Source organism: Streptomyces sp. NPDC003248 (assembly GCF_055563235.1).
This window is the reverse complement of sequence record NZ_JBVHDT010000011.1, coordinates 163794-185511: the sequence shown is the minus strand read 5'-3', so window position 1 is coordinate 185511 and position 21718 is coordinate 163794. Positions and strand designations below refer to the sequence as shown.

Here is a 21718-nt window from a genome sequence, read left to right as displayed (position 1 = left end):
GCGTCGGCACGCCGGCCCGGGCCGGCTTCCCGATGCCGGCTGGTGTCCTGGTGCCGCTGTAGTCGTGACACGAGCCCCCCTTGAGGCGGGGCTCCCTCCTCATGGGCGGCGGTCCTTCCCTGAGTGAACGGTCACTCTGATTCGTTGGGAGACCGTAGGCTCGACCGAGTACCGCGTCAACACCCCGCGCAATAAAGGGCTTAGATGAATCGCGTGCCACAGCCCCGTGTCGAGTGAACGATCACCTATCGGCTTCCGCGCACGGCAGCCGACCGGTCACGGTGACCGATGACTCGGAGCCGGACGACAGCCGCAGCTCTTGGTAGCCTCAGGCTGTGGAAACCGCGCGCTGCGCCCGTACACGCGCAAGTGGACGGCCGGCCAGCAGATCCCGCGGCGGCTGAGGAGGGGGGGCACGTATGACGAGCGAAGCGCCGACGCGACGGCCGACGATCAGGGACGTCGCACGTCTGGCGGGCGTGTCCCACCAGACCGTCTCGCGCTATCTCCGCGCCGACACCTCCATCAACGACGCCATGCGCGAGAGCATCCGGCAGGCCATCGCACAGTTGGAGTACCGCCCCAACCTCGCCGCCCGCGCCATGCGCAACCGCAAGACCGGCCGCCTGGCACTGCTCATGCCCTCCGGTACCGCCATCAGCTCGCTGGAGATGCTCGCGGGCGCCACCAGCGCCGCCCGCGAGGCCGGGTACTCCGTGGAGGTCGTGATCCTCGGCGCCCCCATGGAGTCACACGGGCAGCGCGTGCTCGAACTGGCCGACTACGGTGTCTTCGAGGGCATCCTCTCGCTCACTCCCCTGCCCAGGCTCCCCCACCGGGCGACCTCGGGCGGCACCGTCATCGTCGTCTCCCCCGACTACGACGACCGGATGCGCAGCATCGGGGAACTGGCCGACGCCACCACGGCGGGCGAGATCATCGAGCGCCTGGCCGAACAGGGGCACCGGAGGTTCCTGCACCTGGCCGGCGACTACTCCCACACATCGGCCCGGGCCCGCAAACAGGTCTACCTGGAAACCGTGCAGCGCCTGGGCCTCGAGTCCCACGGAGTGATCGACTGCGACTGGCTGGCCGCGCGCGCCCGCCGGGCGATACTCGAACTCCCCGCCGACAGCGGTGTCACGGCCGTGATCGCCGCCAACGACCTGCTGGCGACCGGGGCCCTGCGCGGCGCCCTGAAGCGCGGGTGGCGGGTGCCGCACGACCTCAGCATCACCGGGTGGGACAACAATCCCCTGGGCGCGGAGATGATGCCGACACTGACCACGGTCGCCGTCGACCACGAGCGGCTGGGCAGGCGCGCCGTGCAGCGTCTCCTCGCCGCCCTGAACGGCGCCCCGCCACCCGAGGACCGCTCCCTGCTCACACGAGTCGTCTGGCGCGAGTCGACGGCTCCGCCGGGCGGGGTCGACTGCCGGGACGAACAGACTCCGTGAGCCCTTCGGACACCCGGGACGAGGCACCGTGACCGGGGCTCGTACGAAGCGGTAGGGGCCGGTACCGTCGTCGAGCACGCGCCGCGCCGGTCCGGGCGGGGCCGCCCGGTCGCCGGCCGGCGGGGCACCCGGGCCTCCCGAGTGTTCGGCGTCCGGGGCTCGCGTCCACGCCGACCCCTGGAGGCCCTCTGGTCAGGCAGCCGGCGAGAGCGTCGCCGACCCGCGACGACGCCCCTTGCCTTCCCGCCGGTCACGCGTCCGGCGCTACGAGCCCGCCGACGGCTCTGCGGCCGGAAGCTTCGCCCGCTCCGCGTTCAGCTCGGCGAACGCCTTGTCGACCGCGGACCAGATGGCCGGCGGGCAGAACATCAGGGCCGCGGAGAGGTACTCGCGCGGGCGCCAGCGGGTGTGCTCCAGGAGGTGTGCCGCCAGCGACGCGTCCACCGACCGGACCGCCTCGCCGAACACCTCGTAGGCGCGTTCGTCGTCGATGAGCGAGGCCAGGTCGGTCGTCTCCCGGTCGACCGGGGCAGGCGCGCGGTCCTCGGCGAGGGCACAGGTGAACACGTGCCGGCCGGCGGCGACCGCGACGGCGGCCGAGCCGTCCGGGAACTCGACGGTGCCCCGCGTGTTGGGCGGGAGGACGACTTCCAGGCGCAGCGCCCCCCCTTCGCGGTGCCAGGCGCTCTCCGCCCTGCCGTACGGCGTGTCGACGGCGGCGCTCCCCTCGTCGAGGCCCGGGAGCGGGACCGGCCGGGCCCGGACCGCGGACCGTCCTGGGAGCGCGGGCAGAGCCGTCGATCACCGCCCGCGACCGGTCCAGCTTCCCGGCAGGGTGCAGCTCGGTCGGCAGCACCTGGTGCAGCCGGTCCCACACCCCGGCCGCGTGCCGGTCCCGCAGCCGGCGCCAGCACGTCATCCCGGACCCGAAGCCGAGCTCCTGCGGCAGCCACTCCCACTGGGTCCCGGTGGGCAGCACGAACAGGATGCCCGGCAGGCAACCACGGTCGTCCAGTGGCAGCCGGCCGGGACGGCGCGGACGCCGCTGCCTGACCGGCAGCAGCGGCCCGATCCTCCCCCACAGGTCGTCCAGCACCATCACGGAGGACCCAGAGAGTCTTGAGTACTCCGCCCTGCTGCAACTGATCGACGAGCGGTCGGCCGCGTTCCGGAGTGCGGTTGCCTCCACGCCCGGCCTTGACGCGCCGGTGCCGTCCTGCCCCGAGTGGACGTTGTTCGATCTGGTGCAGCACCTGGGTACGGGCCGGCGCTGGTGGGCCGCGATCGTCGCCGCGGGCCCGGCCGAGGCTCCGCCGGCCAAGGATGCCGCAGAGGTGCCGCGCGAGCTCGACGCGCTGCTGGCCTGGTACGCCGAGTCGAACGAGCTGCTGCTGCGTGCGCTGCGCGAGGCCGGCCCGGAGCGCGAGTGCTGGGCGTGGTGGGGCGCCGGCGTGTCGCCGGCGAATGGGCGTTGCCCGGCGCCGGGTGCACGAGGTGCTGGTGCACACCTACGACGCCCAGCTCGCCGCAGGCGCCGTGCAGCCGATGCCGGCGGACGCGGCGATCGACGGCGTGGCCGAGTTCCTCGACACCTGCAACTCCACCCCGGCGCCCTGGCCGCACGAGGCCGCCACCATCCACTACCACGCCACCGAGGGCCACTCCTGGCTCCTCGCGCTGGACGGCACCGGCGCCTGGCCCGCACCCCTCACGGACGACGCCGCGCCCGCCTCCGCCTCGGCCACGGGCACGGCCGAGCAGCTGCTCCTCTTCGTCTGGGGCCGCCTCACGCTGAGCGACCTGACGATCGAGGGCGACCAGCAGGTGTTCGAGCAACTGATCGCCTGGGAGCCCGAGGAGTAGCCAGTCGATACCGCCGGCGAAGGCCTCCTCTCGATCCGACGCCCCCGTGCGGGCGACAGCCGCACGGCAAGGCGGCAGCCGGCCGCACCACCAGGCACCGGGACCGACACCGCACCACACCGAAGCCGCGACCGGGGCCGGAGCCAGGGCTGCGACTGCGCCGTGACCGGAGCCGCGCCGGGACCAGGCCCTGGGGCCGCCAGACAATCCGCGTCCACCCCCGCCCGGGCACAGCGCCCGGCACAAGGCGGATGAGCCCACGATAGTTGTCCGCTCCCGGCCGCCACCACGGTGACCGTCCCGCCCAGTACGAACGCGGGGCACGGAGCCCGTTCGATCCTCGACATCGGCACCGACGTCCCCACCCGCCACCCGCACGAACCTGCACGAGGTCACGCCGAGCACCGATCCCGGCCATCGCCGACTCCCGGCACTACTGGAACACCACGGTGCTGGAGGACGGGACGTTGCGGGCCGAATGCGCGGCCGCGTCCGGATTCGAGGGGCCGCAACTGGAGACCGAGCCGCCGGGCCGAAGGAAGCGGGGGGTCCTGAACGGCGGGTTCGTAGCGCGGCCGAAGCGGTAGAGGCCCGAGCTGGCCTACGGGGCCTGCCCCCATCGGCATCGCGCACGTCAGACAGCAGCAGTATGGCTGCCTGTGCCCGTCAGGGTGGCGGGTCGTGCGAGTGGTGTGGATCAGTGGGCCGTATCAACCGGCTGACGGGGTGAGGCTGGTGCGGTCGAACGGGCCACCGTGCGCGGCGGCGTACGTGATGGCGTCATTGACGGCATCGAGGCCGAACGGCCGGACCCGTTCGGGGGTGAGATCCAGAGTGCCCGAGGCGAGGAGCCGGATGATGCCGACATTGGCTGGGCGCGGGTACATCCACTGCCCGCGCACGGTGATCGAGTTGCGCATGATCCATGGGTACGGGAGGGCGAGGTCGTCGCCACCGAGCATGCCGACGCCGCCCATGAGGACGACGCGGCCGTACTCGCGCACGGTCATGGCCGCCGCACGCGAGGCCGAGCTGGGTGCGCTCGGCGGGAGCAGGTCGATCACCATGTCGATCGGGCTGTCGGCCGCCGCGGACATCGCCGCGCGGTCGGTGGCCTCGTCCCCGGTCAGCGGGACCGGGCGCAGACGCGGACCGAACCGGTCGGCGAGCAGGTCGAGCGCGGCCTTGTTGCGGCCGGGGGCGACCACGCGGCCCGCGCCCATCGCGAACGCGACCGCGACCGCGCTGCTGCCGAGGTTGCCGGTGGCCCCGCTGACGAGCAGCGTCTCGCCGGCCGCGAACTCGCCTGCCAGCAGCCCGCCGTAGGAGATGGTGTGCACGGTGAGCGCGGCCCAGCGGGCCGGATCCTCCCCGACCGCGGCGGGCAGCGGGAAGACGTTCTCTGTCGGGACCCGCATGCGCTCGGCGAACGCGCCGTCGTGCAGGTACTCGGCGAGCCGCGCACCGCCCTCGCCACGCGAACTCCAGCCCTGGAGCGTGATGTCGGGCGTCAGGGCATCGTCCCGCGAGCGCACCGTCGAGTCGCACCACACCAGGTCGCCGGCCTTCAGCCGGGTGGCGTCCGGGCCGACGTGGAGGATCCGCCCCACCGCTCCGACACCGGGTACGACAGGGGGGACAAGGGGGTACTTCCGCTTGCCGCTGAAGACTTCGGCCGCGTAGGGCGCCACGTTGGCGGCGAGGACCTCGACCACCACCTCACCGCTCCCGGCCTCGGGGTCCGGTACCTCCCGCACCGCGAGTGGGGCGCCGAACCGCGTCAGAACTGCTGCTCGCACGTGATGACCTCCGTGTGTCCGTGCTCTTGAGATCGACACTAGAAGCGGGACCAGCATGCAGGAAGCGAGGATCTGGCATCTGTGGTATGCGTATCCCGCATGGACATCTCCAGCGCGGGACTGCGGGTCCTGCGGCAGATCGCCGAGTCCGGCAGCTTCACCGCGGCAGCTGCCCGGCTCGGATACACGCAGTCGGCCGTCTCCCGCCAGGCCGCCGCCCTCGAACGCAGCGTCGGTACCACCCTGTTCGAACGCCACCCGGACGGGGTACGGCTCACTCCCGCCGGCTTGACCCTGCTGCGGCACGCCCACACGGTCCTCGCCTCGCTCGCGGCGGCCGAGCGTGAGCTCACCGGGACCGTTCCACGGACCGAACTTGTACGGCTCGGGGCAGTCCTGAGCGCGGGTTCGGCGATCCTGCCCGCCGCACTCGCACACCTCGCGGCGGCCGACCCGCAGATCACGGTCACCACCCGCGAGGGCACCACGCCCATCCTGATCCGGGCGCTGCGCGCGGGCTCGCTCGACCTCGCCGTGCTGACATCCCGCCCACCCCACCGGCCCTTCGACGGCGACTCGCCGCGTCTGCACCTCGAGGCCGTCGCGGACACCGAACTGGTCGTGGCGGTGCCTTCGACCGGAGAGTTCGCCGGGCGCACCACGGTGCACGTCGACGAGCTGGTCGAGGCCGCTTGGATCGCCACCCCGTCATCAGGCGGTGAGCCGCTGCTCGGCGTCTGGCCCGGCCTGCCCGGACGGCCGCGCATCATCCACTCCGCGCGCGACTGGCTGACCAAACTCCATCTGGTCGCCGGCGGCTTCGGCGTGACCACAGTGCCCTCCCCCCTCTCACCGGTACTGCCGCCGGGGGTAAGCCTGCTGCGCGTCGACGGCGCACCTTCCGAGATCCGTCGTGTGCTCGTGGCACGCCTCGGCGGCCACCCCACTCCGGCGATCACGGCCGTCACCCGAGCGATCACTGCGACCGTCTGAACCGCCGCCACCGCCGGCCTGTTCTTCGCGGTACTGACGCCTGTCTCCGCCGCCGTCACAGCTTGGCATCACGTGCATGCCGGTCCGACCTGCGGATACGCGAGCGAGCTGGTCCGGGCTCGCGGCCTGGGGCGAGCTGCTACAGCGAACTCCAGGTGCTCCACGCTGCCCGCGGCTTCGCCTGAGCAGTTGCGTGGACAGGTCGAGGGGAATCCGGACCACTGCCCTACAAGGCGCAGCGGCTCGAAACCGCCTGTCCCGAAGCCGAAGAATCGGAACGCTCAAACGGCCGACTCGCAGCTCACCGGCAACCTTGGTCGCTCAGTCGCACCAGCCCGGTGCATTCCGGCTGAGGGTCCTGGTGACGACACGCTGCCTTGGTGACAGCTATCGTGCTTCGGCTCAGCGGAACTTCAGGGATCAGGCGTTCACTCCTGATCAGTATTCGATATCCAGGTAGTCGATGTCATTGATTTCCACGTCCGACAGTCCCATGGCGCGACCGCCGCCGTCCTGGAAATAGACGTCCTTGAACCCTTCGGCGATGATCCCACGCATCTGCCGGTCGCTGGCACCGGCATCACGGGCCTCGAACAGACGGCGGGCGTACTCCGGAGGGAGGTGCACGGTGAGTCGCCGGAACCGTCCGTCATCAGTCGTGCCGACCGGCGCGGTGTAGCCGAACCGGGCCCTCGTCTCCACGGTGATCCCGCCCGTGGTGGCGGCCTGGCGCTGCCGGCGCTTGCGCACCTGCGGCTGCCACCGCTGCCGTACTGCGTCGTCGATCTTCGCGGCGACATCGGCGCGGGCGTGCTTGCGGGCGCCGCGCCGGTAGCGGTTGACGGAGTCAGCGGTGACACCGATCTCCTGCGCAACGGCCTTCGCGCTGCCCAACTGCTTGAGCAGGTAGCCGATCTGGCCCTTGAGGGTCTTGGGTGGCTCGCGGGTGAAGCCCTCCCGGTCGGCCCGCTCGATGGCGTCGTGGATCTCCACGGCGGTACTCAGCTCCCTTCGGAGGTGGGGTCCTGGCCGTGGGGGTCGACCAGCCGGAACCAGGTCTCGCGCGTCTCGCGCAGGTCGTGCCACCACAGTCCGAACCGCGGCAAGGTGCGGAGGGTGCGCATGGAAACCCGCAGGGACTCCGTGCACGCCTCCAGGCGGTCCAGGGGCCGCTCCAGTTCCTCGCCGGCCTGTAGCGGCGACCTGCCGCTTCGGACGCATCCGCCCGAAGCGGCGGACCGGCCGGTGTCGGTGGCCACGGGGCTACTCGCCATCATCCAGGACGGCGTCGCCGCCCTTGATATGACGGGCGGGGTTGAGGCCCTTCTCCATCAGGTCGACCGCCCACAGCATCGACTGGACGCCCTCCAGCTTCGCCAGGCCCGGCGTAGGCCCGAGACGGAACCCGCCCGGCTGCGGCTTGCCCGAGGCCGCGTACGGCAGGAAGTCCAGCGGCGAATCGCCCGGCGAGGGGTAGACAACGCAGTCGGACAGCACGGCCAGCGGGAACAGCCCCGTCATCTTCGCCATGTTGCTGAGCTTGCGGTGCATTTGACCCGCGCCTTGGAGATGACGGCGGCACGGATGTCGGGGCGCCAGGTCGGCCGATCCAGGGCCGGCCACCGCTCCCCCGCCTTGTAGGACTTGCCCTGGGGACGCTCGCGGAGCTTGCCGATGCCGCCCTTGACCGTGGCCTTGATCGCCGAGAGGACGGCGGCCAGGGCCGGGTCGGTCTGCTTGTGCCGCTCCATCGCGGCGAGGAAGGCGCGATCGCCCATGTCGGGGGTGACGCCGAGGTCGGCGAGGGTGTCGGCGTAGGCCGTCTTGAGGCGGTCGTGCCAGGGGTCCAGGTAGGCGCCGGTCTCGCGGCGCAGGTACGCCTCGATCGGGTGGACGTCGTAGCCGAGCTGCTGGGCGTAGGCGACGGTGTGCGTCTGGTACCAGGCCGGGCCCGTCGGACGGGTGCCGTCCGGCGTGAACGGCGACGGCAGGCGCGGGTCCAGCTCGATGTGCGAGAGGTCGACCAGCCAGCTCCCGGGAATCTTCGGGTTGAACGTCGGGCCGTGGAAGTGGTCCGGGGCGGACAGGCCGACGACCAGGCGGGCCGCGGCGGCGAGGAAGGCGGTGTTCAGGTCCAGGCCGACCGCGAAGGGCAGGATGCACTCCTCATCGGTGAGCGTGTCCACCGACCGCACCCACTGGTACGCCTCCTCGTTCAGGAACCCTCCGGTCCAGCCGGAGTGCACCACGACCGGGTGCTCCGGGGTGGCCTCCGGCGGCGCCGGGTCCATCGGCTCCGTCCCCAGCGAGCCCGGGTTGTAGCCGGACACCCAGTTCCCGGTCTCCGCGTCGCGCTCCGGCTTGGTCGGCGGGCGCAGCGCCGTCATCAGCTCCAGCCCGGACACGGCCGTGGAGCCGCGCGGGGTGATGACGCGCTGGGCGTACACGCCGACCTGCGCCGAACGTGTGACCGTTCGTTGAGCAGTGCATGACGGATCTGGTCGAACGGCCGCTGGTGCGCGGAATCCCACCGATCCGCTCCCGGCGCGGCCCACGCCGCCGACGCCCGGCCAAGCTCCATGCCGACAAGGGCTACCGACTACTACCACCTGCGCCGATGGCTCCGCAAGCGAGGCATCCGCCATCGGATTGCCCGCAAAGGCATCGAGTCCTCACAGCGGCAGGGTCGTCACCGGTGGGTCGTCGAAAGGACGGTGTCCTGGCCGGCCGGATGCCGACGCCTGCACCGCCGCTATGAACGCAAGGCCGAGCACTTCCTCGCCTTCGCCGGCATCGCCGCAGCGCTCATCAGCTACCGCCGACTCACCACCTGACCCAGCCTGTCAGGCGCTCGAGCCGGTGCGCACGAAGAGGCAGAACGGGTGGCCCGCCGGGTCGCACAGGACGCGTACATCATCCTGAGGCTGGAAGTCCGTCATCGTCGCCCCCAGGGCAAGAGCATGCTCGACGGCTGAGGACAGGTCGTTCACCTCGATGTCCAGATGCATCATCATCTGCTGCTCGGACCGTGTGGAAGGCCACCGCGGGCGGGTGAAGAGCGGCTCTGTCTGGAACGACAGCCCGGCGCTGCCGTCGGGCGGAGCGATCTCAACCCAGCCGGGTTCCTCCTTCCGCATCGGCCACCCGAGCAGGCCTTGATAGAACTGCGCCAACTCATGGGCGTCTGGCGCATCGAGAGTGGTCGCGGCCAGCGTGAAACGCGGTTGGGTCTGCATCCAGTGCTGCTGCCCCGTTTCGCTGCTGCAAGGCCGGCCATCACTCTCTCGGCCGTTACCGATGCCTCGCGTGCCAGGACTGCGACGCCTCGGCCGCCGCTCACCTCGGCCGGCGCCCGGCCGCGACACCGTAGGGCGGACCGTGCGTTAGCTGACGGCCGGGCCGCGCGAGGCAACGGACACCGTCCGGCACTCCGTGGCGGTGCTCGCCGCCCGGGCCCGGCTCCTGCGCGCGCGCCGCCGGCCCGCCGGCGCGCGCAGCCCGAACTCGGGTCGTAGAAGGCCCGGCGGCAGGTACAGCCCGATCCGGAGACGGCCGCTGGGCTGTTCTCGTCCTCCGCCCAAAAGCCAGAGCAACCCAAGGGAGTCCTACCAGGTGACCGGCCAGTTCAGTCCGAGAGGGCGCCCGGGCCGGACACTCACACCGGTCCTTCGAAGGACGCGGCGGCGGGGCGCTTCGACTGTACTACCGGCGCGGTCCCGCCGACGGTGACGACGGGGCGATGCTGCGGGCGTCCGTGGCAGTCGACCGGGCCGCCATGGGAAAGTCCGGTTGGCCCGTTGAGCGCATGGAAGGGACCGGGGAGGGAGTTCGTGCCGCACGTCGGCGGCGACCGGGAGGGGGCGGCCCGCCGGATCGCCCTGTGCCGGCCGGTGTGGTGACGGTGTGTCGGCCCGCCGGTGTCCGGCGGGCCGACGACTCTCCTGGTGGCCGGCTCAGCAGCCGGCGGTCACGTTGCCGCAGTAGATCCAGCCGATGTTGTTCTCGCTGTCCCTCACCCAGTACCACTTGTTGCCGTACTGGTTGTAGTCGTAGGTGTAGCAGAACTGCCGCCCCCGTGCGGTCGAGCCCTGGCAGCGACGTTTCATCCGCCAGGTCCTCGCCGCCGACGCCCCCGGCTCGCCACGGACACGACCCGACCGGCGCGGACACCATCGCGGCCGCGGCGAAGGGGCCGACGCGGCCCGGGAGCGCACTGCGGGGGCGGATGTGCTCCGGGGTTCCTTGCCCCTCCTGTCGGATCCGGCGCCTAGGCTGTTCTCCCCAGTTGATCAAGGAGCAGGGCAGTGCGGATAAAGCGTCATCAGGTGGACGGGGCCGCCGTGTCGGCGGCACGCGAGGACTTCACGAACCGGATCGGCAGTCAGGTGCGGTCCATGTCGCGGGCCGGCCGGATGGCCACCTACGAATGGCAGTCGATCGCCGACGAGTTCCTCGCCTACCTGGGCGCTCTCTCCGTCGAGACACCCGGCCTCGACACCCCGGAGGCCGAGGCCGCCCTCACGGACGCTTCCGAGGCTGCGGCCGGCGCCGTCTGTTACAGCGCCTACCACCCGCACTGCGGCTTCAGGGTCTTCCTGGAGTACGTGAACTTCGGCATGAGCTACGACCCGGGCGAGGACGCCCCCGAGGAGAGCGTCACGGTCGGGGAGTGGACCGACGCGCTCTGCCTGGCGCTCCTGAGGGACAGGGCGAAGGGGCACGGGGAGGCCTTCCACTTCGCCCGGGACAAGTTCGCCAGGCGGGTGCAGGGGACGCCCGCCGGTGAACTCGCCACCGGACTGATGGCCGTGGTCCTGGACGACACCGGCGACGACGAGGAGTATCCGCCGAGCGCGCAGGCCAAGCTCGCCGCCATCGACGCCGCCCTGCACCGCATCGCCACCCGCGCCCAGGAGACCGGCGAGGCGCTGCTGGACCGGCCGGACAGCATGGCGCTGCGCGCTCTGCGCGCGCTGGCGGCCGAGGACCGGGAAGCCTTCGACACCGCACTGGCCGGCCTGCTGAGCAGGTACAGCACCCTGCACGGTCCTTCGGCCTCCCCGAGCAGCCTTCTGCCGCTGGTCCCCATCGCCCTGGCAGCGCTCGCGTACCGGACCCTGGGCTGGGCGCCCGCTGTCCGCACCGAGTACCTCCCGCATGCCCTGATCACCGGCTTCGAGACCCGAGGCCCGCGGGTCGCGGGGTTCGGCCGGGACCGGCGGCCGGACGCGGTCGCCGAGCTCGCCGTCGGCCCGCTGGTGGTGGAGCGGCCCGCCTGCGAGCGGACCGTGCACCCGCAGACCGCGGCCATGTACGAGAACGATGTCCGGGAGGCGTTCACCTCCGCCGACGGAGAACCCCTCGACGTCTCGCGGCTCGGGTGGGTCATGGGCGATCAGGAGCGCCTCTTCAAGTGGCGCGCGGGTGACCCCGGCGGCGGTGTGACGGACGCCCAGCTCGCGAACCTTCGGCTGGCCTCCCAGATGGGCGCGGCCCTGTTCCGCATCGCACTCGCCGAGCCGGGCACCGAGGCCGAGGTGACCATCGGCGGCCGCACGTTGCGCTACCCGGCCGAGCGGGGAGCGGAAGCCTGCGCCGACACCTGGCAGAGGGCCACTGCCCTCGCCCTGATCACCGGCGCGCGCGAGGACCTCGCCCCGCTGGTCCTGACCGGGCCCGCCTTCGCCCGCCCGGACGGCTCCGCCTTCACCGCGTACCGCGAGGCCCTCCACGCCTACCTGAAGGGCGCCGACCCCGAGCCGGCCGCGCGGCGGGCGCTGCAGCAGGACGAGAAGGCCAAGAACTGGGGCTTCGCCATGCCGCCGGCCGTGCTGCTGTCGCAGCTCGTGGAGGGAGACGAGGAGAGCTTCAACCTGGCCCTGGCCGACGCGCTCGAAGCCCACCGCGCCCACTACCAAGTCGCCGACCGCGCCGACGATCCGGATGCCTCCGTCAACCTCGACGTCCTCGCCCTGGCCTGCCACGCCCGCCGCCGCGGCTGGGCCATCCGCGTCGAATCCCCCTACCTCCCGCCGGCCCTCCTGCGGGCCGCCGAACCCTTCTAGGGGCGGTCCGCGGCGGAACGCTCCTGCCGCCCGTAGAACGGACCGTGACGGCGACCGGCACGCCTCCGCCGTGCTGGTCGCCGGCCAGGGGGCGAACCGACGCGGACCGCGCGCCGCCGATGCACAGGTCCTTGTCCACGGTGACGCACCACCTGGCTGTTTCCGTCGCCCGTCCTTCCGCAGCTCCACGGGACGACGCCTCCTCCGCAGTCCCGTGGAGGGACTCCTCGGCGCCGGCGGAGTCGAGCCCACCGGCAGAAGGCCGTGCTCTAGGGCCTGTTGCGAAAGTCCCGCCTGCCCGACGACGCCATGCACGCACTCTCGCCGCACCGGCCCCTGACCCAAGTACATCCAGTACGAGGGCCAGGGGCCGGCACGCCGAGAGCACGCACCTGACGCCGCCAGGCCCGCCCTCCGGGCGGACGACGGGACTTTCGCAACAGGCCCTAGGGGAGGCGGGCCAGCAAGTGGGCATCGAGGAAGCCCCGCTCCGAGGCCGGGTCGTGGAGCAGCCGGGCGAAGGTGACGAGGCCGGCCCCGGCCAGCAACTCGGCGAACCGGTCCACCGGCCAGCTATAGGCGGGCGTCACTTTGTGGTCGAAGCGGACCGGCTCCGGTCCGTCGGTCGCGAAGAACGAGACCAGGAGCAGGCCACCTGGTGCCAGGACACGCGCCTGCTCGGCGAGCAGGGCGGGCAATTCCCCGGGCGGGGTGTGGATCATCGAGTAGTGGGCCAGCACTCCGCCGAGCGCGCCGTCCTCGACCGGCAGGACCTCCATGCGCGCCTCATCGAAGCGCAGCGCCGGATGGGCCCGCCGGGCGTGGTCGACCATGGCCGGGGAGAGGTCGAGCCCGAAGGCGTCCAGCCCCAGGTCGTGCAGCATGGCCGTCAGGTGTCCGGGCCCGCACCCGACGTCGGCTGTCTGCGGGTTGCCCGTCGTGCGCACCAGCTCGGCGAAGGTGCCGATCATGTTCCGCGAGAACGGCTGCGTCTCCAGCCGATTGGCGAACATCGATGCGTACAGCTCGACGACCCCGTCGTAGGCCGCCCTGGTCTCGTCCTGGTGTTCCACCACGGGAAGGAAGTTAACACCCGCGCCGTTCGCAGCCGTTCTCCGGTTCCCCGCTGCCGAATCCCCGCGGCCGTCGTAGCGGACTCGCTCGGTACCACGTCAAGACCACCACCCGGCTCGGCGACGAGACCGGTGGGCCCCGGAGCGATGCGCCGCGGCGGCCCACAGTCCCTCACCAGCTGGTCGGGGTCCTCGGGAACCGGCGACAGTTGATCAGGCTCTTGGCCGCCCACCATCATGACCGAGTGGCACCAGCGCTACCTCGGCCCCGGCGTCATGCTGGTGCACGTCGACACCCTGCTGCTCCAGGACGTCCTCGGCGAGGAGACGTGGCAGAAGCGGCTCGCCGACGCCGGCCGGCCGGCTCTGCTTCGTTGTTCTGGGCCCACGCGAGCCTCTACGGCCGGTTCGAGCCGGAGATGGATTCCCACCTCGGCCTCGCCGCTGTGGCGTAGGCCCGGCTAGGTGGCCTGACCGGGATCGTCGGTCAGAGCAGCCGCGGTCAGGGTGAGGTGCTGGACCAGGACCGCGGCTGCGGTGTCGGCGTCGCGGGCCAGCACCGCCTCCTCCAGCTTGCGGTGTTCCTCGGCGCCGTCCCGGCCGGGGTTGCGGTGCGCCGACCAACGGCGGGCCAGCTCACTGGCGGTCCACAACCGGTCGAAGGTCTCCAGCAGTGCGCGGTTGCCGCACCCCTCCAGCAGCGTGCGGTGGAAGGCCCTGTGCGCCTCGGCCCAGGCGTCGGTGTAGTACTCGCCTTCCTCCGGCTCGTACGCCGGAGTGCGCACCAGACGATGGTGGGCGGCCCGCACACGGGCCTCCCAGTCGACGTCGCCGCGCTCGATGGACATGCGCAGGACGACCGGCTCGACGGTCCGGCGGGCTTCCGCGATCTCCTGCCAGCGGCGGTCGGAGAAGGACGGGACCGCGAAACCGCGGTTGGGCAGCCGGTCGGCGAGCCCCTCGCCGACCACCCGCACGAGCGCCTCGCGCACCACGGCCAGGCTCACGCCCCGCTCCTTGGCGAGATCCTGCGGCTTGAGGGGGCTGCCAGGGGGGTGGTCCCCGCGCATGATCGCGTCCCGCAGGTGTGCGTAGACCTGCTCGGAGAGCATCTGCTTCCCCGGCGGGGTCGGGGAGTGCGCCGTCTGAGTCATGAGCCCATCCTAGACGATCTGATAGACGATCCCTTCGATAATCGATTATCGGTGTTACAGTCGATTAAGCAGCCGATGAGGACGCCCTCGTCCGGAAAGGAACGACCGCCGTGTCTGCCGACGATCCCTTCGCCCGCCTCCCCGAGGCGGCCTCGTTCACCGTCACCAGCACCACCGTCACCGACGGCGCCGCGTGGCCGCCCGAGCAGCACTCCTCCGGCCTGCCCGGCGGGAAGGACACATCCCCGCAGCTGTCCTGGAGCGGCGCCCCGGACGGCACCAGGAGCTACGCCGTCACCGTCTACGACCCCGACGCCCCCACCGGGTCCGGGTTCTGGCACTGGGCCGTCGCCGACATCCCCGCCACCGTCACCGAGCTCCCCGAGGGCGCCGGCGACGACACCGGCTCACAGCTGCCCGAGGGCGCCTACCAGTTGCCCAACGACGCCCGCCTGGCCCGCTACCTCGGCGCCGCCCCGCCGGCCGGACACGGCCCGCACCGTTACCTCGTCGTGGTGCACGCCCTCGACATCCCCTCGACAGGCGTCCCGGCCGACGCCACACCGGCCGTCCTCGGCTTCACCATGGCCGGTCACACCCTCGGACGCGCGGTGTTGACCGCCACTGCCGAAACACCCGCCTGACAGCGCCGCCCGACTCCCGGAGACACCACCGCCATGCGCCTCGACGCCCTTCCCGACTCCGCCCGCCCCGGCGACGGCCCGATGGACCTGGACGCCGTCCGTGACGTCAGTCGCGCCGTCAGTGCCGCCCACCTGTTCATCTATCTCGTCCCCGAGAGCGCCCAGGAGGCGGCCGAGCTCGGCGTGACCGACCGCGGGCCGGCGTATCTGGCCTTCCGGTCGGCCGCGATGGGCGCGGTTCCGTGGCACGTCACGGCCGCGGCCTTCTACAACTTCAGCCCGCGGGCGGTGCGGGCCATGGCGGGCGTGTGGGACGCCGCGCCGCCCGAGCGGTGGCAGGCCGCCCGCTTCCGGGCCGCCGGACGGGCGATGCGGCGCGTCGACGTGCACCTCACGGACGACCACCTCGCCGAGGCGCGCTCACTGATCGACCCGGTCGTCGCCGGTGCCGACCACGCCGGCAAGGTGCTGGCCGCCGCGAACGCCTCGGTCGCGCTTCCCCCCGAGCCTCTTGTCGCACTGTGGCAGCAGATCACGGTGGCGCGCGAGTGGCGCGGCGACGCCCATCTCGTCGTACTCGCCGACAACGGCCTCGGGCCGTGCGACTGCCTCGTCCTGCACACCGCGACCGGCCGCCTCCCGGCAGCTCTCGCGCGAGCGACCCGTCAGTGGAACGACGAGGAGTGGAACGCGGCGACGGCACGTCTCGTCGCGCGCGGCTGGCTCGACTGCCACGGCACGGTCACCGACGCCGGCCGTGCGGCACGCGAGCGCATCGAAGGGGAAACGGACGAGCACTGCGCCGCGCTGTGGGCGCCGATCGGCGACGCAGGTGCCCGCCGCCTCGCCTCGCTCATCGCCCCGATCACCGACGCCTTCACCGCGGCGGGGACGTTCCAGGCCGTTCACGGACGGCCTGATCTCGGGTAGGGGGCTGCGGAGGCGGAGCGATCGACCGGGCCGGGCCTGTCGCGCGTGGCCGGGGAGGGGACGTCGATCGTGGGGAGTTGACGGCGTGGCCGACATCGTCGGTCGTGGCCGTGGCCGTGGCCCGTGAATGCTGGAGCGGCGGCCAGGCTCACGCGTGTCGACTCCGCGCTCCGCCGGCCCCGGTCCTGATCCCGGCCACGCCCGTCACCATCTCAGGGCTTGCGGGCGACGCCGGCGTAGAACAGGTCCGTGGGGCCGGTGGTGGGCGGGGCCGGGGAAGGGTCGGGCCGCCACTGGACGCCGGGGACCAGTCCCGGGTCGATCAGCTCCAGTCCGGTGAAGAACCGGCTGAGCTCGGCGTGGCTGCGGACGGTGAGGAAGACGCCGCGGTCGCGGTAGACCTTCAGCGCGCGGGCCGTGCTGTCCGGGTCGAAGTCGGCGGTGGTGTGGGACAGCACGAGGTAGCTGCCGGGTGCGAGGGCCGCGAGGAGCCGGTTGACGCTGTCGTAGGCGTGGTCGTCGGGCAGGAAGTGCAGCAGGGCGATCAGGGACAGGCCGACGGGACGGGACAGGTCCAGGGTGCGGGCCGCTGCCTCGAGGATGGCCTCGGGGTCGCGGGCGTCGGCCTGGACGTAGTCGGTGGAGCCCTCGGGAGCACTGCGGAGCAGGGCCTGGGCATGGGCGAGGACGATCGGGTCGTTGTCGACGTAGACCACGCGGGCTGCCGGGTCGGTGCTCTGCGCGACCTCGTGCAGGTTCGGGCTGGTGGGGATGCCGGTGCCGATGTCGAGGAACTGCCGCACTCCGCCTTCCTCGGCCAGGAAACGGACGGCGCGGTGCATGAACGCCCGGTTGGCGAGGGCGGGGCCGCGGCCGTGCGGGAGCCCTTGCAGGACGCGTTCGGCGGCCTCCGCGTCGACCGGGTAGTTGTCCTTGCCGCCCAAGTAGTAGTCGTACATCCGGGCCGGGTGCGGCTTGGACGTGTCGATCTCGAATCCTGGCCCATGGGTGTGGTGAGTCATGACGGCCTCGTCGCTTCAGGAAGTGGATACCGGAGAGGGCGAATGTATCTCCCTTTGCAGGCAGAGGAGTTGGCGGGGTGATCCAGGACGGGAAGCGCGGGGACGTGGCCGCGCCGCCAAGGGCTGCCGCGGCCGTCGCCTCGGTGCGGACGGCGAGGTCGTCAGCGGGCCGATGGTGCGGTCGGCGGTCACGGCGGCGAAGACCGCCTCGGCGTGCTGGCGGGCGGTTCGTGGGCCGGTCCGCCTGCTCCGCCGTTGCCCGGCCGGGCGCCTCGGTCGTGCGTCGCCGGAGAGGCTTCAGGCGGTAGGTGATCAGGGACAGGACCGACCGCACCTCGTATCCGACGGCTTTCCCGGCAAGTACAGGACCGGGCGCGGCCCGTGACGGTGCGGAGTGCGCCCCGCGGCAGCTGCGCTCGCCCTCGGAAGAACGCCGGATTCCGAACGGCGGGGACCGGGCCATTCAGCCAGGCCTGCAACGGCGTCCAGGTCGGCCCGTTCCGGCCGCTGCTCGCCGAGTTGTCCCCCGCGAAGTTGTCCGCGGACTCTCCCGGAATGGTCCCTGATCGGTAACGGACGCATCCCCTGGCCGCCGCCCCTCGTCCTGCCAGGTGGTCGCAAGACGACCGAGGACCGGCGAGGAACTGCGGGAAAGCGGGGCGGACATGGCACGGCACGGCGGCGGACGGGGTTGGTACGGCAAGATGGTCGGGGCAGCACTCGGGGTGACGGTCCTGGCCGCCGGCGCCTCGGTGTGGACCGCGCAGGCCGGTACCGTGGACAGCCCGTCGCCCCAGGCGGCCGCGTCGGCCACGCCGGGCGGTGACATCAAGCCGGTGGAGGCGACCATCGTGCACGCCTCCGACCAAGGGGCGCGCGGCGTCAACATCACCATCGACGACGGCCCCGACCCCGTGTGGACCCCTCAGGTGCTCGACGTGCTGCGGGAGTACGGGGTGAAGGCCACGTTCTGCATGGTGGGGACACAGGCGCAGGCGCACCCGGACCTCGTGAAGCAGGTGGTCGCCGCCGGGCACCGGCTGTGCGACCACTCGGTGTCGCACGACACCGCCATGGACCAGGAGTCCCAGGCCTACCAGTCGCAGCAGATACTCGACGCCGAACGCATGATCACCGAGGCGTCCGGGGGCGTACGGCCCATGTACTACCGGGCACCCGGCGGCGCCTTCACCCCCTACAGCCGCGAGCTGGCCGCCTCACGCGGTATGCGCCCGCTGGGCTGGAACGTGGACACCAAGGACTGGGAACGGCCGGGCACCGACGCCATCGTCGCCACCGTCGAACGGGAACTGCCCAACGGGCCCACGCTCCTCTTCCACGACGCCGGCGGCGACCGCTCCCAGACCGTCGAGGCCCTGCGCCGGATCCTTCCCCGGCTCAAGGAGCAGGGTTACTCCTTCGGCTTCCCCCTGCGCTGAACCCCGCCGCTGACATCAACCGCCGCGGCGTCCAGGAGCACGTCGCCCGCCGTCCGGAGCGTCGAGCATCAGGCGGAACATCGGCCGGCGTGCTGTCAGGACCGGGCGGCCGGCTTGAGGCTGTCCTGGCACCACTGGCGGAACCCGGTGGCGGCGGTGGCGCGCGCGTCGCGGGGTTCGGCGTCGTAGATCCCGTTGTTCTGCGCCTCGACCATGTCCGCCATGTCCTGCGCCAGCGCCGGACTCGCGCCGCGCTGCACCATCGCGGCCTGGAAGTCGGCGAGCGGAACCTGGCGGTAGTGGACGGTGCGGCCCAGGGTGTCGGAGACGACCTCGGCCATGGCGTTGGGGGTCAGGTCGTCGGGGCCGGCCAAGGGGACCCGGGCCTGCCCGCTCCAGGAGGTGTCGAGGAGGAGTTCCGCGGCAGCGGCGGCGACATCTCGGGTGGCGACGGTCGGCAGCGGCCGGTCCGCGGCGTTCGCCATGGAGAACGTCCCCTGCTCTGCCATCGCCCGTGCCTGGTGAAGCAGGTTCTCCATGAAGAACGGCAGGGCCAGCGCCCGGTAGTGCGCGCCGGTGCCCTCGATCAATGCGTCCATGGCCAGTGCGGCCGACAGGAGTCCGGCCTCGCCCTGGTGTCCGTGGCCCAGGGAGGTGACGCCCACCACCCGGATGCCGCGGCTCGCGGCCTCCTGGCCGGCGGACCGGGTGAACTCCAGGTAGTGGTCCTTGGCCCTGTCGCTCGTGCGGAATCCGGCCGGGGGCACGAGCCAGAACATCCGGTCGGCGCCCTCAAGCGCTTTCGCGATCGTGTCGGCGTCGCCGTGGGAGCCCTGCACCACCTCGGCGTGGGCGCGCACGTGCGTCGACAGTCGGGAGGGGTCGCGGGCGATCACTCGCACCGCTTCCCCAGCACCCAGGACGCGGTCCACGACCTGCCGGCCGATGTCACCGGTGGGGGTGGTGATGACGATCATGATCTACCTCCGTGAGAAACGGTCGAGAGCGGAATGCCCGGGGGGCGTTGCCGGTTTCCGAGTCAACCTGCGTCGACGACGCAGGTGAAGGACGGACTTGGTCGCCATTGATACCCTGGAGGTATGGGCGATCTGGAAGTGCGGCAGCTCCGGTACTTCGTCGCGGTCGCCGAGGAACTGCACTTCGGACGCGCCGCCGGCCGACTGGGCATGGCGCAGCCTCCGCTGTCCCGCGCGATCCGGGAGCTTGAACGGCAGCTCGGCGTGACGCTGTTCGAGCGGACCACCCGGCAGGTGCGGCTCACCGCAGCCGGGGAAGTCCTCCTGCGCGACGCCCGGACCGCACTGGAGGCGGTCACCGCGGCCGCCCACCGGGCAAGACAGGCAGGCAGCACATCGCCGCGGCTGCGGATCGCGCTCAAGGCCGACATCGACGGCGGCCTGCTGCCGCAGATCCTGGACGCCTACGGCGCCGACGACGCGTCCCTGCCACCGGAACTGGTCCTCGGGGGCTTGGGCGAGCAGCCACAGGCACTGCGCGACGGCCTCGCGGACGTGGGACTCGTCCTGTCCCCCTTCGACGAACGCGGCCTGGACAGCGAGCCGCTGCTGACCGAGCCGGTCATGGTCGCTCTCGCCGCCGCCGACCCGCTGGCCGCCCGGACCCGGCTGTGCCTGGACGACTTGGCCGGCCGGAAGCTGCCCGGCGGCTCCCCGACAAACCACGACCGGGCCGCCGAGCACACCCCTCGCCCCGGAACGGCGAGGCCGGCCTCGAACCTGTCAGAGATCTTCAGCCTCGTCGAGACGGGCAGCGTCGTGTTCTTCGCGCCCCTCTCGGTAGCCCGGCGATACCCGCGCCCCGGCATCGCCTACCGGCCGGTCAGCGACCACCCGGACTTCACCCTGGCCGTCGCCTGGCCCCAGGACGCCCGTTCCCCGGCCGTCGCCGCCTTCGTGCGCGCCGCCTGCACCGTCGCCGCCGCCCAGCACGCACAAGCCCGATCCCTCATGCAGAACACAGCCCCCTGAACTGCACCCGCCCAACCTGGCGCCACCGCCCGGACCGGCACCACCAGCCACCCGCCACCAGCCACCAGCCACCAGCCACCAGCTGAGAATGCGGCAGGCTGGCGCCGTCTGGCCGGCTGATCCCGCGCGCTACGCCCCGATGCTGGTGGAGGACCGCCGGCTCCCCCAGCAGGGCTACGAGGTCGGGCCTCCCCCGTGACGGTGGACACGCGTCTTCGATCGCGTGTCCGGTTCTACGCGGCCGGTGCCGCCAGGCGGAAGCCCACGCCGATCGCTTCGAGATCCGGCTCGTAGGCGCCGTGTCTGCGGGCGCACCGGGCCAGGTCCCGGTCGTGGCGGAAGGAGCCGCCTCGGGTGATGTGCCGGTCGAAGGCCCAGTCCTCGGTGCTCGGCACATCTGCGGGCGCGCCGGGGTAGGGGGCGTAGAGGGTGGAGGTCCACTCGTCGGCGTTACCCGCCATGTCCAGCACCCCGAACGGGCTGGCGCCCTCGGGGAACGAACCGACCGGCATCGTGGTACCGACACCGAGGTCCGCCAGATTGGCCAGGCCGGTGCGGTACTCCTCGCCCCACGGGAACTCCCGGCCGTCGTCGCCCCGCGCGGCGCGCTCCCACTCGTCCTCCGTGGGCAGCCGCACACCGAGGCCGAGCCGTTCCCCGAGCCACCGGCAGTAAGCCGTCGCCGCCTCCCAGACGACCCCGATGACCGGGTGGTCCGCCGGCGCCCGTGGGACCGGTCGGCCGGTGGCCGCCGCGAAGAGTGCCCACTGGCTGACCGTCACCGGTGTGCGGGCGATCCGGAACGCCGGGACGTGGATCTCCACTCGCGGGGCTTCCTTCATGTACCACTCCACCGGCACCCCGGTGTCCGCACAGCGGCGGGCCACTGCCGCCACCTCGTCGGCCGGCGTACCCCGACGCAGCAACCCGGCCGGGACCTCGGCCCAGTTCACCTGCTCCACCCGCATGGCCCCTCCTCGGCTCGAGCGGACAACCCTCATGATCACTTCAGTGGTGGGGGCGGGCATCGGCCGATGGACCCATCTCGACAGCGACCTTGGGCCCAGGCCATGGGGCCACGGACCGGCTGTGCTCCGGCATGGCGAGCGGTGCACGTTCGCGTGTACCAGGTTGAGCATGATGCGTACGCCGACAGGAAGCGAGGAATCGGCAGGCGACGGTCCCCCAGGCGGCCACGGCGGCGCGCCGCGCGGGGTACCCCGCGTGGGCCTCCCGTGCCGTCGCCGAGGAGGTCTCCCCGCGTGGCCGT

19 protein-coding genes and 5 pseudogenes are annotated in these 21718 nt (G+C 72.2%); 10 read left to right on the top strand and 14 right to left on the bottom strand.

Going from position 1 to position 21718, the window contains the following annotated elements; all coding sequences use genetic code 11:
• Positions 1 to 419 precede the first annotated feature (419 nt).
• Positions 420 to 1457, top strand: coding sequence for a LacI family DNA-binding transcriptional regulator (locus tag ACZ3KJ_RS24935; protein ID WP_467530166.1), 1038 nt, complete (start codon positions 420 to 422; stop codon positions 1455 to 1457).
• Between the two features lie 264 nt (positions 1458 to 1721).
• Here ACZ3KJ_RS24935 and ACZ3KJ_RS24930 read toward each other — a convergent pair whose 3' ends face one another.
• The 3 genes and pseudogenes from ACZ3KJ_RS24930 to ACZ3KJ_RS24920 all read right to left on the bottom strand — a co-directional run.
• Positions 1722 to 2024, bottom strand: a complete 303-nt coding sequence (locus ACZ3KJ_RS24930) for a hypothetical protein (protein ID WP_467530165.1) — start codon at positions 2022 to 2024, stop codon at positions 1722 to 1724.
• A gap of 27 nt (positions 2025 to 2051) precedes the next feature.
• A pseudogene (locus ACZ3KJ_RS24925) lies at positions 2052 to 2249 on the bottom strand (alpha-L-rhamnosidase C-terminal domain-containing protein); the annotation flags it as partial.
• A 127-nt stretch (positions 2250 to 2376) separates the two neighbouring features.
• Positions 2377 to 2556: pseudogene (locus ACZ3KJ_RS24920) on the bottom strand (transposase); the annotation flags it as partial.
• Positions 2557 to 2593: 37 nt separating this feature from the next.
• On the opposite strand from ACZ3KJ_RS24920, the pseudogene ACZ3KJ_RS24915 reads away from it, so the two are divergent.
• Positions 2594 to 3320: pseudogene (locus tag ACZ3KJ_RS24915) on the top strand (maleylpyruvate isomerase family mycothiol-dependent enzyme).
• 710 nt (positions 3321 to 4030) lie between these two features.
• Here ACZ3KJ_RS24915 and ACZ3KJ_RS24910 read toward each other — a convergent pair.
• Entirely contained in the window at positions 4031 to 5119 is a 1089-nt protein-coding gene (locus ACZ3KJ_RS24910; RefSeq protein WP_467530163.1) for an alcohol dehydrogenase catalytic domain-containing protein, read from the bottom strand.
• Between the two features lie 99 nt (positions 5120 to 5218).
• Between ACZ3KJ_RS24910 and ACZ3KJ_RS24905 the strand changes: the two genes are divergently transcribed.
• Positions 5219 to 6112 carry a LysR family transcriptional regulator gene (locus tag ACZ3KJ_RS24905; protein ID WP_467530162.1) on the top strand — a complete coding sequence of 298 codons (894 nt, stop codon included), beginning with the start codon at positions 5219 to 5221 and terminating at the stop codon, positions 6110 to 6112.
• 438 nt (positions 6113 to 6550) lie between these two features.
• Here ACZ3KJ_RS24905 and tpg read toward each other — a convergent pair whose 3' ends face one another.
• From tpg to tap, 3 genes and pseudogenes are all read right to left on the bottom strand, one after another.
• Complete coding sequence (gene tpg / locus ACZ3KJ_RS24900) at positions 6551 to 7105, bottom strand: telomere-protecting terminal protein Tpg (protein WP_467530161.1); 555 nt, start codon at positions 7103 to 7105, stop codon at positions 6551 to 6553.
• An 8-nt stretch (positions 7106 to 7113) separates the two neighbouring features.
• Positions 7114 to 7371 carry a hypothetical protein gene (locus tag ACZ3KJ_RS24895; protein WP_467530159.1) on the bottom strand — a complete coding sequence of 86 codons (258 nt, stop codon included), beginning with the start codon at positions 7369 to 7371 and terminating at the stop codon, positions 7114 to 7116.
• A gap of 4 nt (positions 7372 to 7375) precedes the next feature.
• Positions 7376 to 8565, bottom strand: a pseudogene (gene tap, locus ACZ3KJ_RS24890) (telomere-associated protein Tap); the annotation flags it as partial.
• 59 nt (positions 8566 to 8624) lie between these two features.
• Here tap and ACZ3KJ_RS24885 point away from each other — a divergent pair.
• Positions 8625 to 8946, top strand: a pseudogene (locus tag ACZ3KJ_RS24885) (transposase); the annotation flags it as partial.
• Positions 8947 to 8955: 9 nt separating this feature from the next.
• Here the strand turns inward: ACZ3KJ_RS24885 and ACZ3KJ_RS24880 are convergent.
• Both ACZ3KJ_RS24880 and ACZ3KJ_RS24875 read right to left on the bottom strand, forming a co-directional pair.
• The gene (locus tag ACZ3KJ_RS24880; protein ID WP_467530158.1) at positions 8956 to 9348 is read right to left on the bottom strand and encodes a VOC family protein; all 393 of its coding nucleotides are present in this window, start codon (positions 9346 to 9348) and stop codon (positions 8956 to 8958) included.
• Positions 9349 to 10065: 717 nt separating this feature from the next.
• On the bottom strand, positions 10066 to 10218 hold the full coding sequence (locus tag ACZ3KJ_RS24875) for a hypothetical protein (RefSeq protein ID WP_467530156.1): 153 nt from the start codon (positions 10216 to 10218) through the stop codon (positions 10066 to 10068).
• A gap of 219 nt (positions 10219 to 10437) precedes the next feature.
• On the opposite strand from ACZ3KJ_RS24875, the gene ACZ3KJ_RS24870 reads away from it, so the two are divergent.
• Positions 10438 to 12177 (top strand): immunity 49 family protein, encoded by a 1740-nt coding sequence (locus ACZ3KJ_RS24870; RefSeq protein WP_467530303.1) that lies wholly within the window; start codon positions 10438 to 10440, stop codon positions 12175 to 12177.
• 446 nt (positions 12178 to 12623) lie between these two features.
• Here the strand turns inward: ACZ3KJ_RS24870 and ACZ3KJ_RS24865 are convergent, their stop codons facing one another.
• Positions 12624 to 13253, bottom strand: coding sequence for a class I SAM-dependent methyltransferase (locus ACZ3KJ_RS24865; protein WP_467530155.1), 630 nt, complete (start codon positions 13251 to 13253; stop codon positions 12624 to 12626).
• A 234-nt stretch (positions 13254 to 13487) separates the two neighbouring features.
• On the opposite strand from ACZ3KJ_RS24865, the gene ACZ3KJ_RS24860 reads away from it, so the two are divergent.
• A complete protein-coding gene (locus tag ACZ3KJ_RS24860; RefSeq protein ID WP_467530154.1) occupies positions 13488 to 13715 on the top strand; it encodes a hypothetical protein in 228 nt (75 codons plus the stop codon).
• Here the strand turns inward: ACZ3KJ_RS24860 and ACZ3KJ_RS24855 are convergent.
• Positions 13712 to 14404 (bottom strand): GntR family transcriptional regulator, encoded by a 693-nt coding sequence (locus ACZ3KJ_RS24855; RefSeq protein ID WP_467530153.1) that lies wholly within the window; start codon positions 14402 to 14404, stop codon positions 13712 to 13714. The two genes, ACZ3KJ_RS24860 and ACZ3KJ_RS24855, sit on opposite strands and share 4 nt — an antisense overlap.
• A gap of 110 nt (positions 14405 to 14514) precedes the next feature.
• Between ACZ3KJ_RS24855 and ACZ3KJ_RS24850 the strand changes: the two genes are divergently transcribed.
• A complete protein-coding gene (locus tag ACZ3KJ_RS24850) occupies positions 14515 to 15048 on the top strand; it encodes a YbhB/YbcL family Raf kinase inhibitor-like protein (RefSeq protein ID WP_467530151.1) in 534 nt (177 codons plus the stop codon).
• Between the two features lie 33 nt (positions 15049 to 15081).
• Complete coding sequence (locus tag ACZ3KJ_RS24845; RefSeq protein ID WP_467530149.1) at positions 15082 to 15978, top strand: SCO6745 family protein; 897 nt, start codon at positions 15082 to 15084, stop codon at positions 15976 to 15978.
• A gap of 212 nt (positions 15979 to 16190) precedes the next feature.
• Here ACZ3KJ_RS24845 and ACZ3KJ_RS24840 read toward each other — a convergent pair whose 3' ends face one another.
• Positions 16191 to 17000 (bottom strand): SAM-dependent methyltransferase, encoded by an 810-nt coding sequence (locus ACZ3KJ_RS24840; protein WP_467530147.1) that lies wholly within the window; start codon positions 16998 to 17000, stop codon positions 16191 to 16193.
• 665 nt (positions 17001 to 17665) lie between these two features.
• Between ACZ3KJ_RS24840 and ACZ3KJ_RS24835 the strand changes: the two genes are divergently transcribed.
• A complete protein-coding gene (locus tag ACZ3KJ_RS24835) occupies positions 17666 to 18439 on the top strand; it encodes a polysaccharide deacetylase family protein (RefSeq protein WP_467530146.1) in 774 nt (257 codons plus the stop codon).
• Positions 18440 to 18534: 95 nt separating this feature from the next.
• Here the strand turns inward: ACZ3KJ_RS24835 and ACZ3KJ_RS24830 are convergent, their stop codons facing one another.
• Positions 18535 to 19416 carry an NmrA family NAD(P)-binding protein gene (locus ACZ3KJ_RS24830; protein WP_467530144.1) on the bottom strand — a complete coding sequence of 294 codons (882 nt, stop codon included), beginning with the start codon at positions 19414 to 19416 and terminating at the stop codon, positions 18535 to 18537.
• A 123-nt stretch (positions 19417 to 19539) separates the two neighbouring features.
• On the opposite strand from ACZ3KJ_RS24830, the gene ACZ3KJ_RS24825 reads away from it, so the two are divergent.
• Complete coding sequence (locus ACZ3KJ_RS24825) at positions 19540 to 20448, top strand: LysR family transcriptional regulator (RefSeq protein ID WP_467530142.1); 909 nt, start codon at positions 19540 to 19542, stop codon at positions 20446 to 20448.
• 233 nt (positions 20449 to 20681) lie between these two features.
• Here the strand turns inward: ACZ3KJ_RS24825 and ACZ3KJ_RS24820 are convergent, their stop codons facing one another.
• Complete coding sequence (locus ACZ3KJ_RS24820) at positions 20682 to 21416, bottom strand: formylglycine-generating enzyme family protein (RefSeq protein ID WP_467530140.1); 735 nt, start codon at positions 21414 to 21416, stop codon at positions 20682 to 20684.
• Between the last annotated feature and the right edge of the window lie 302 nt (positions 21417 to 21718).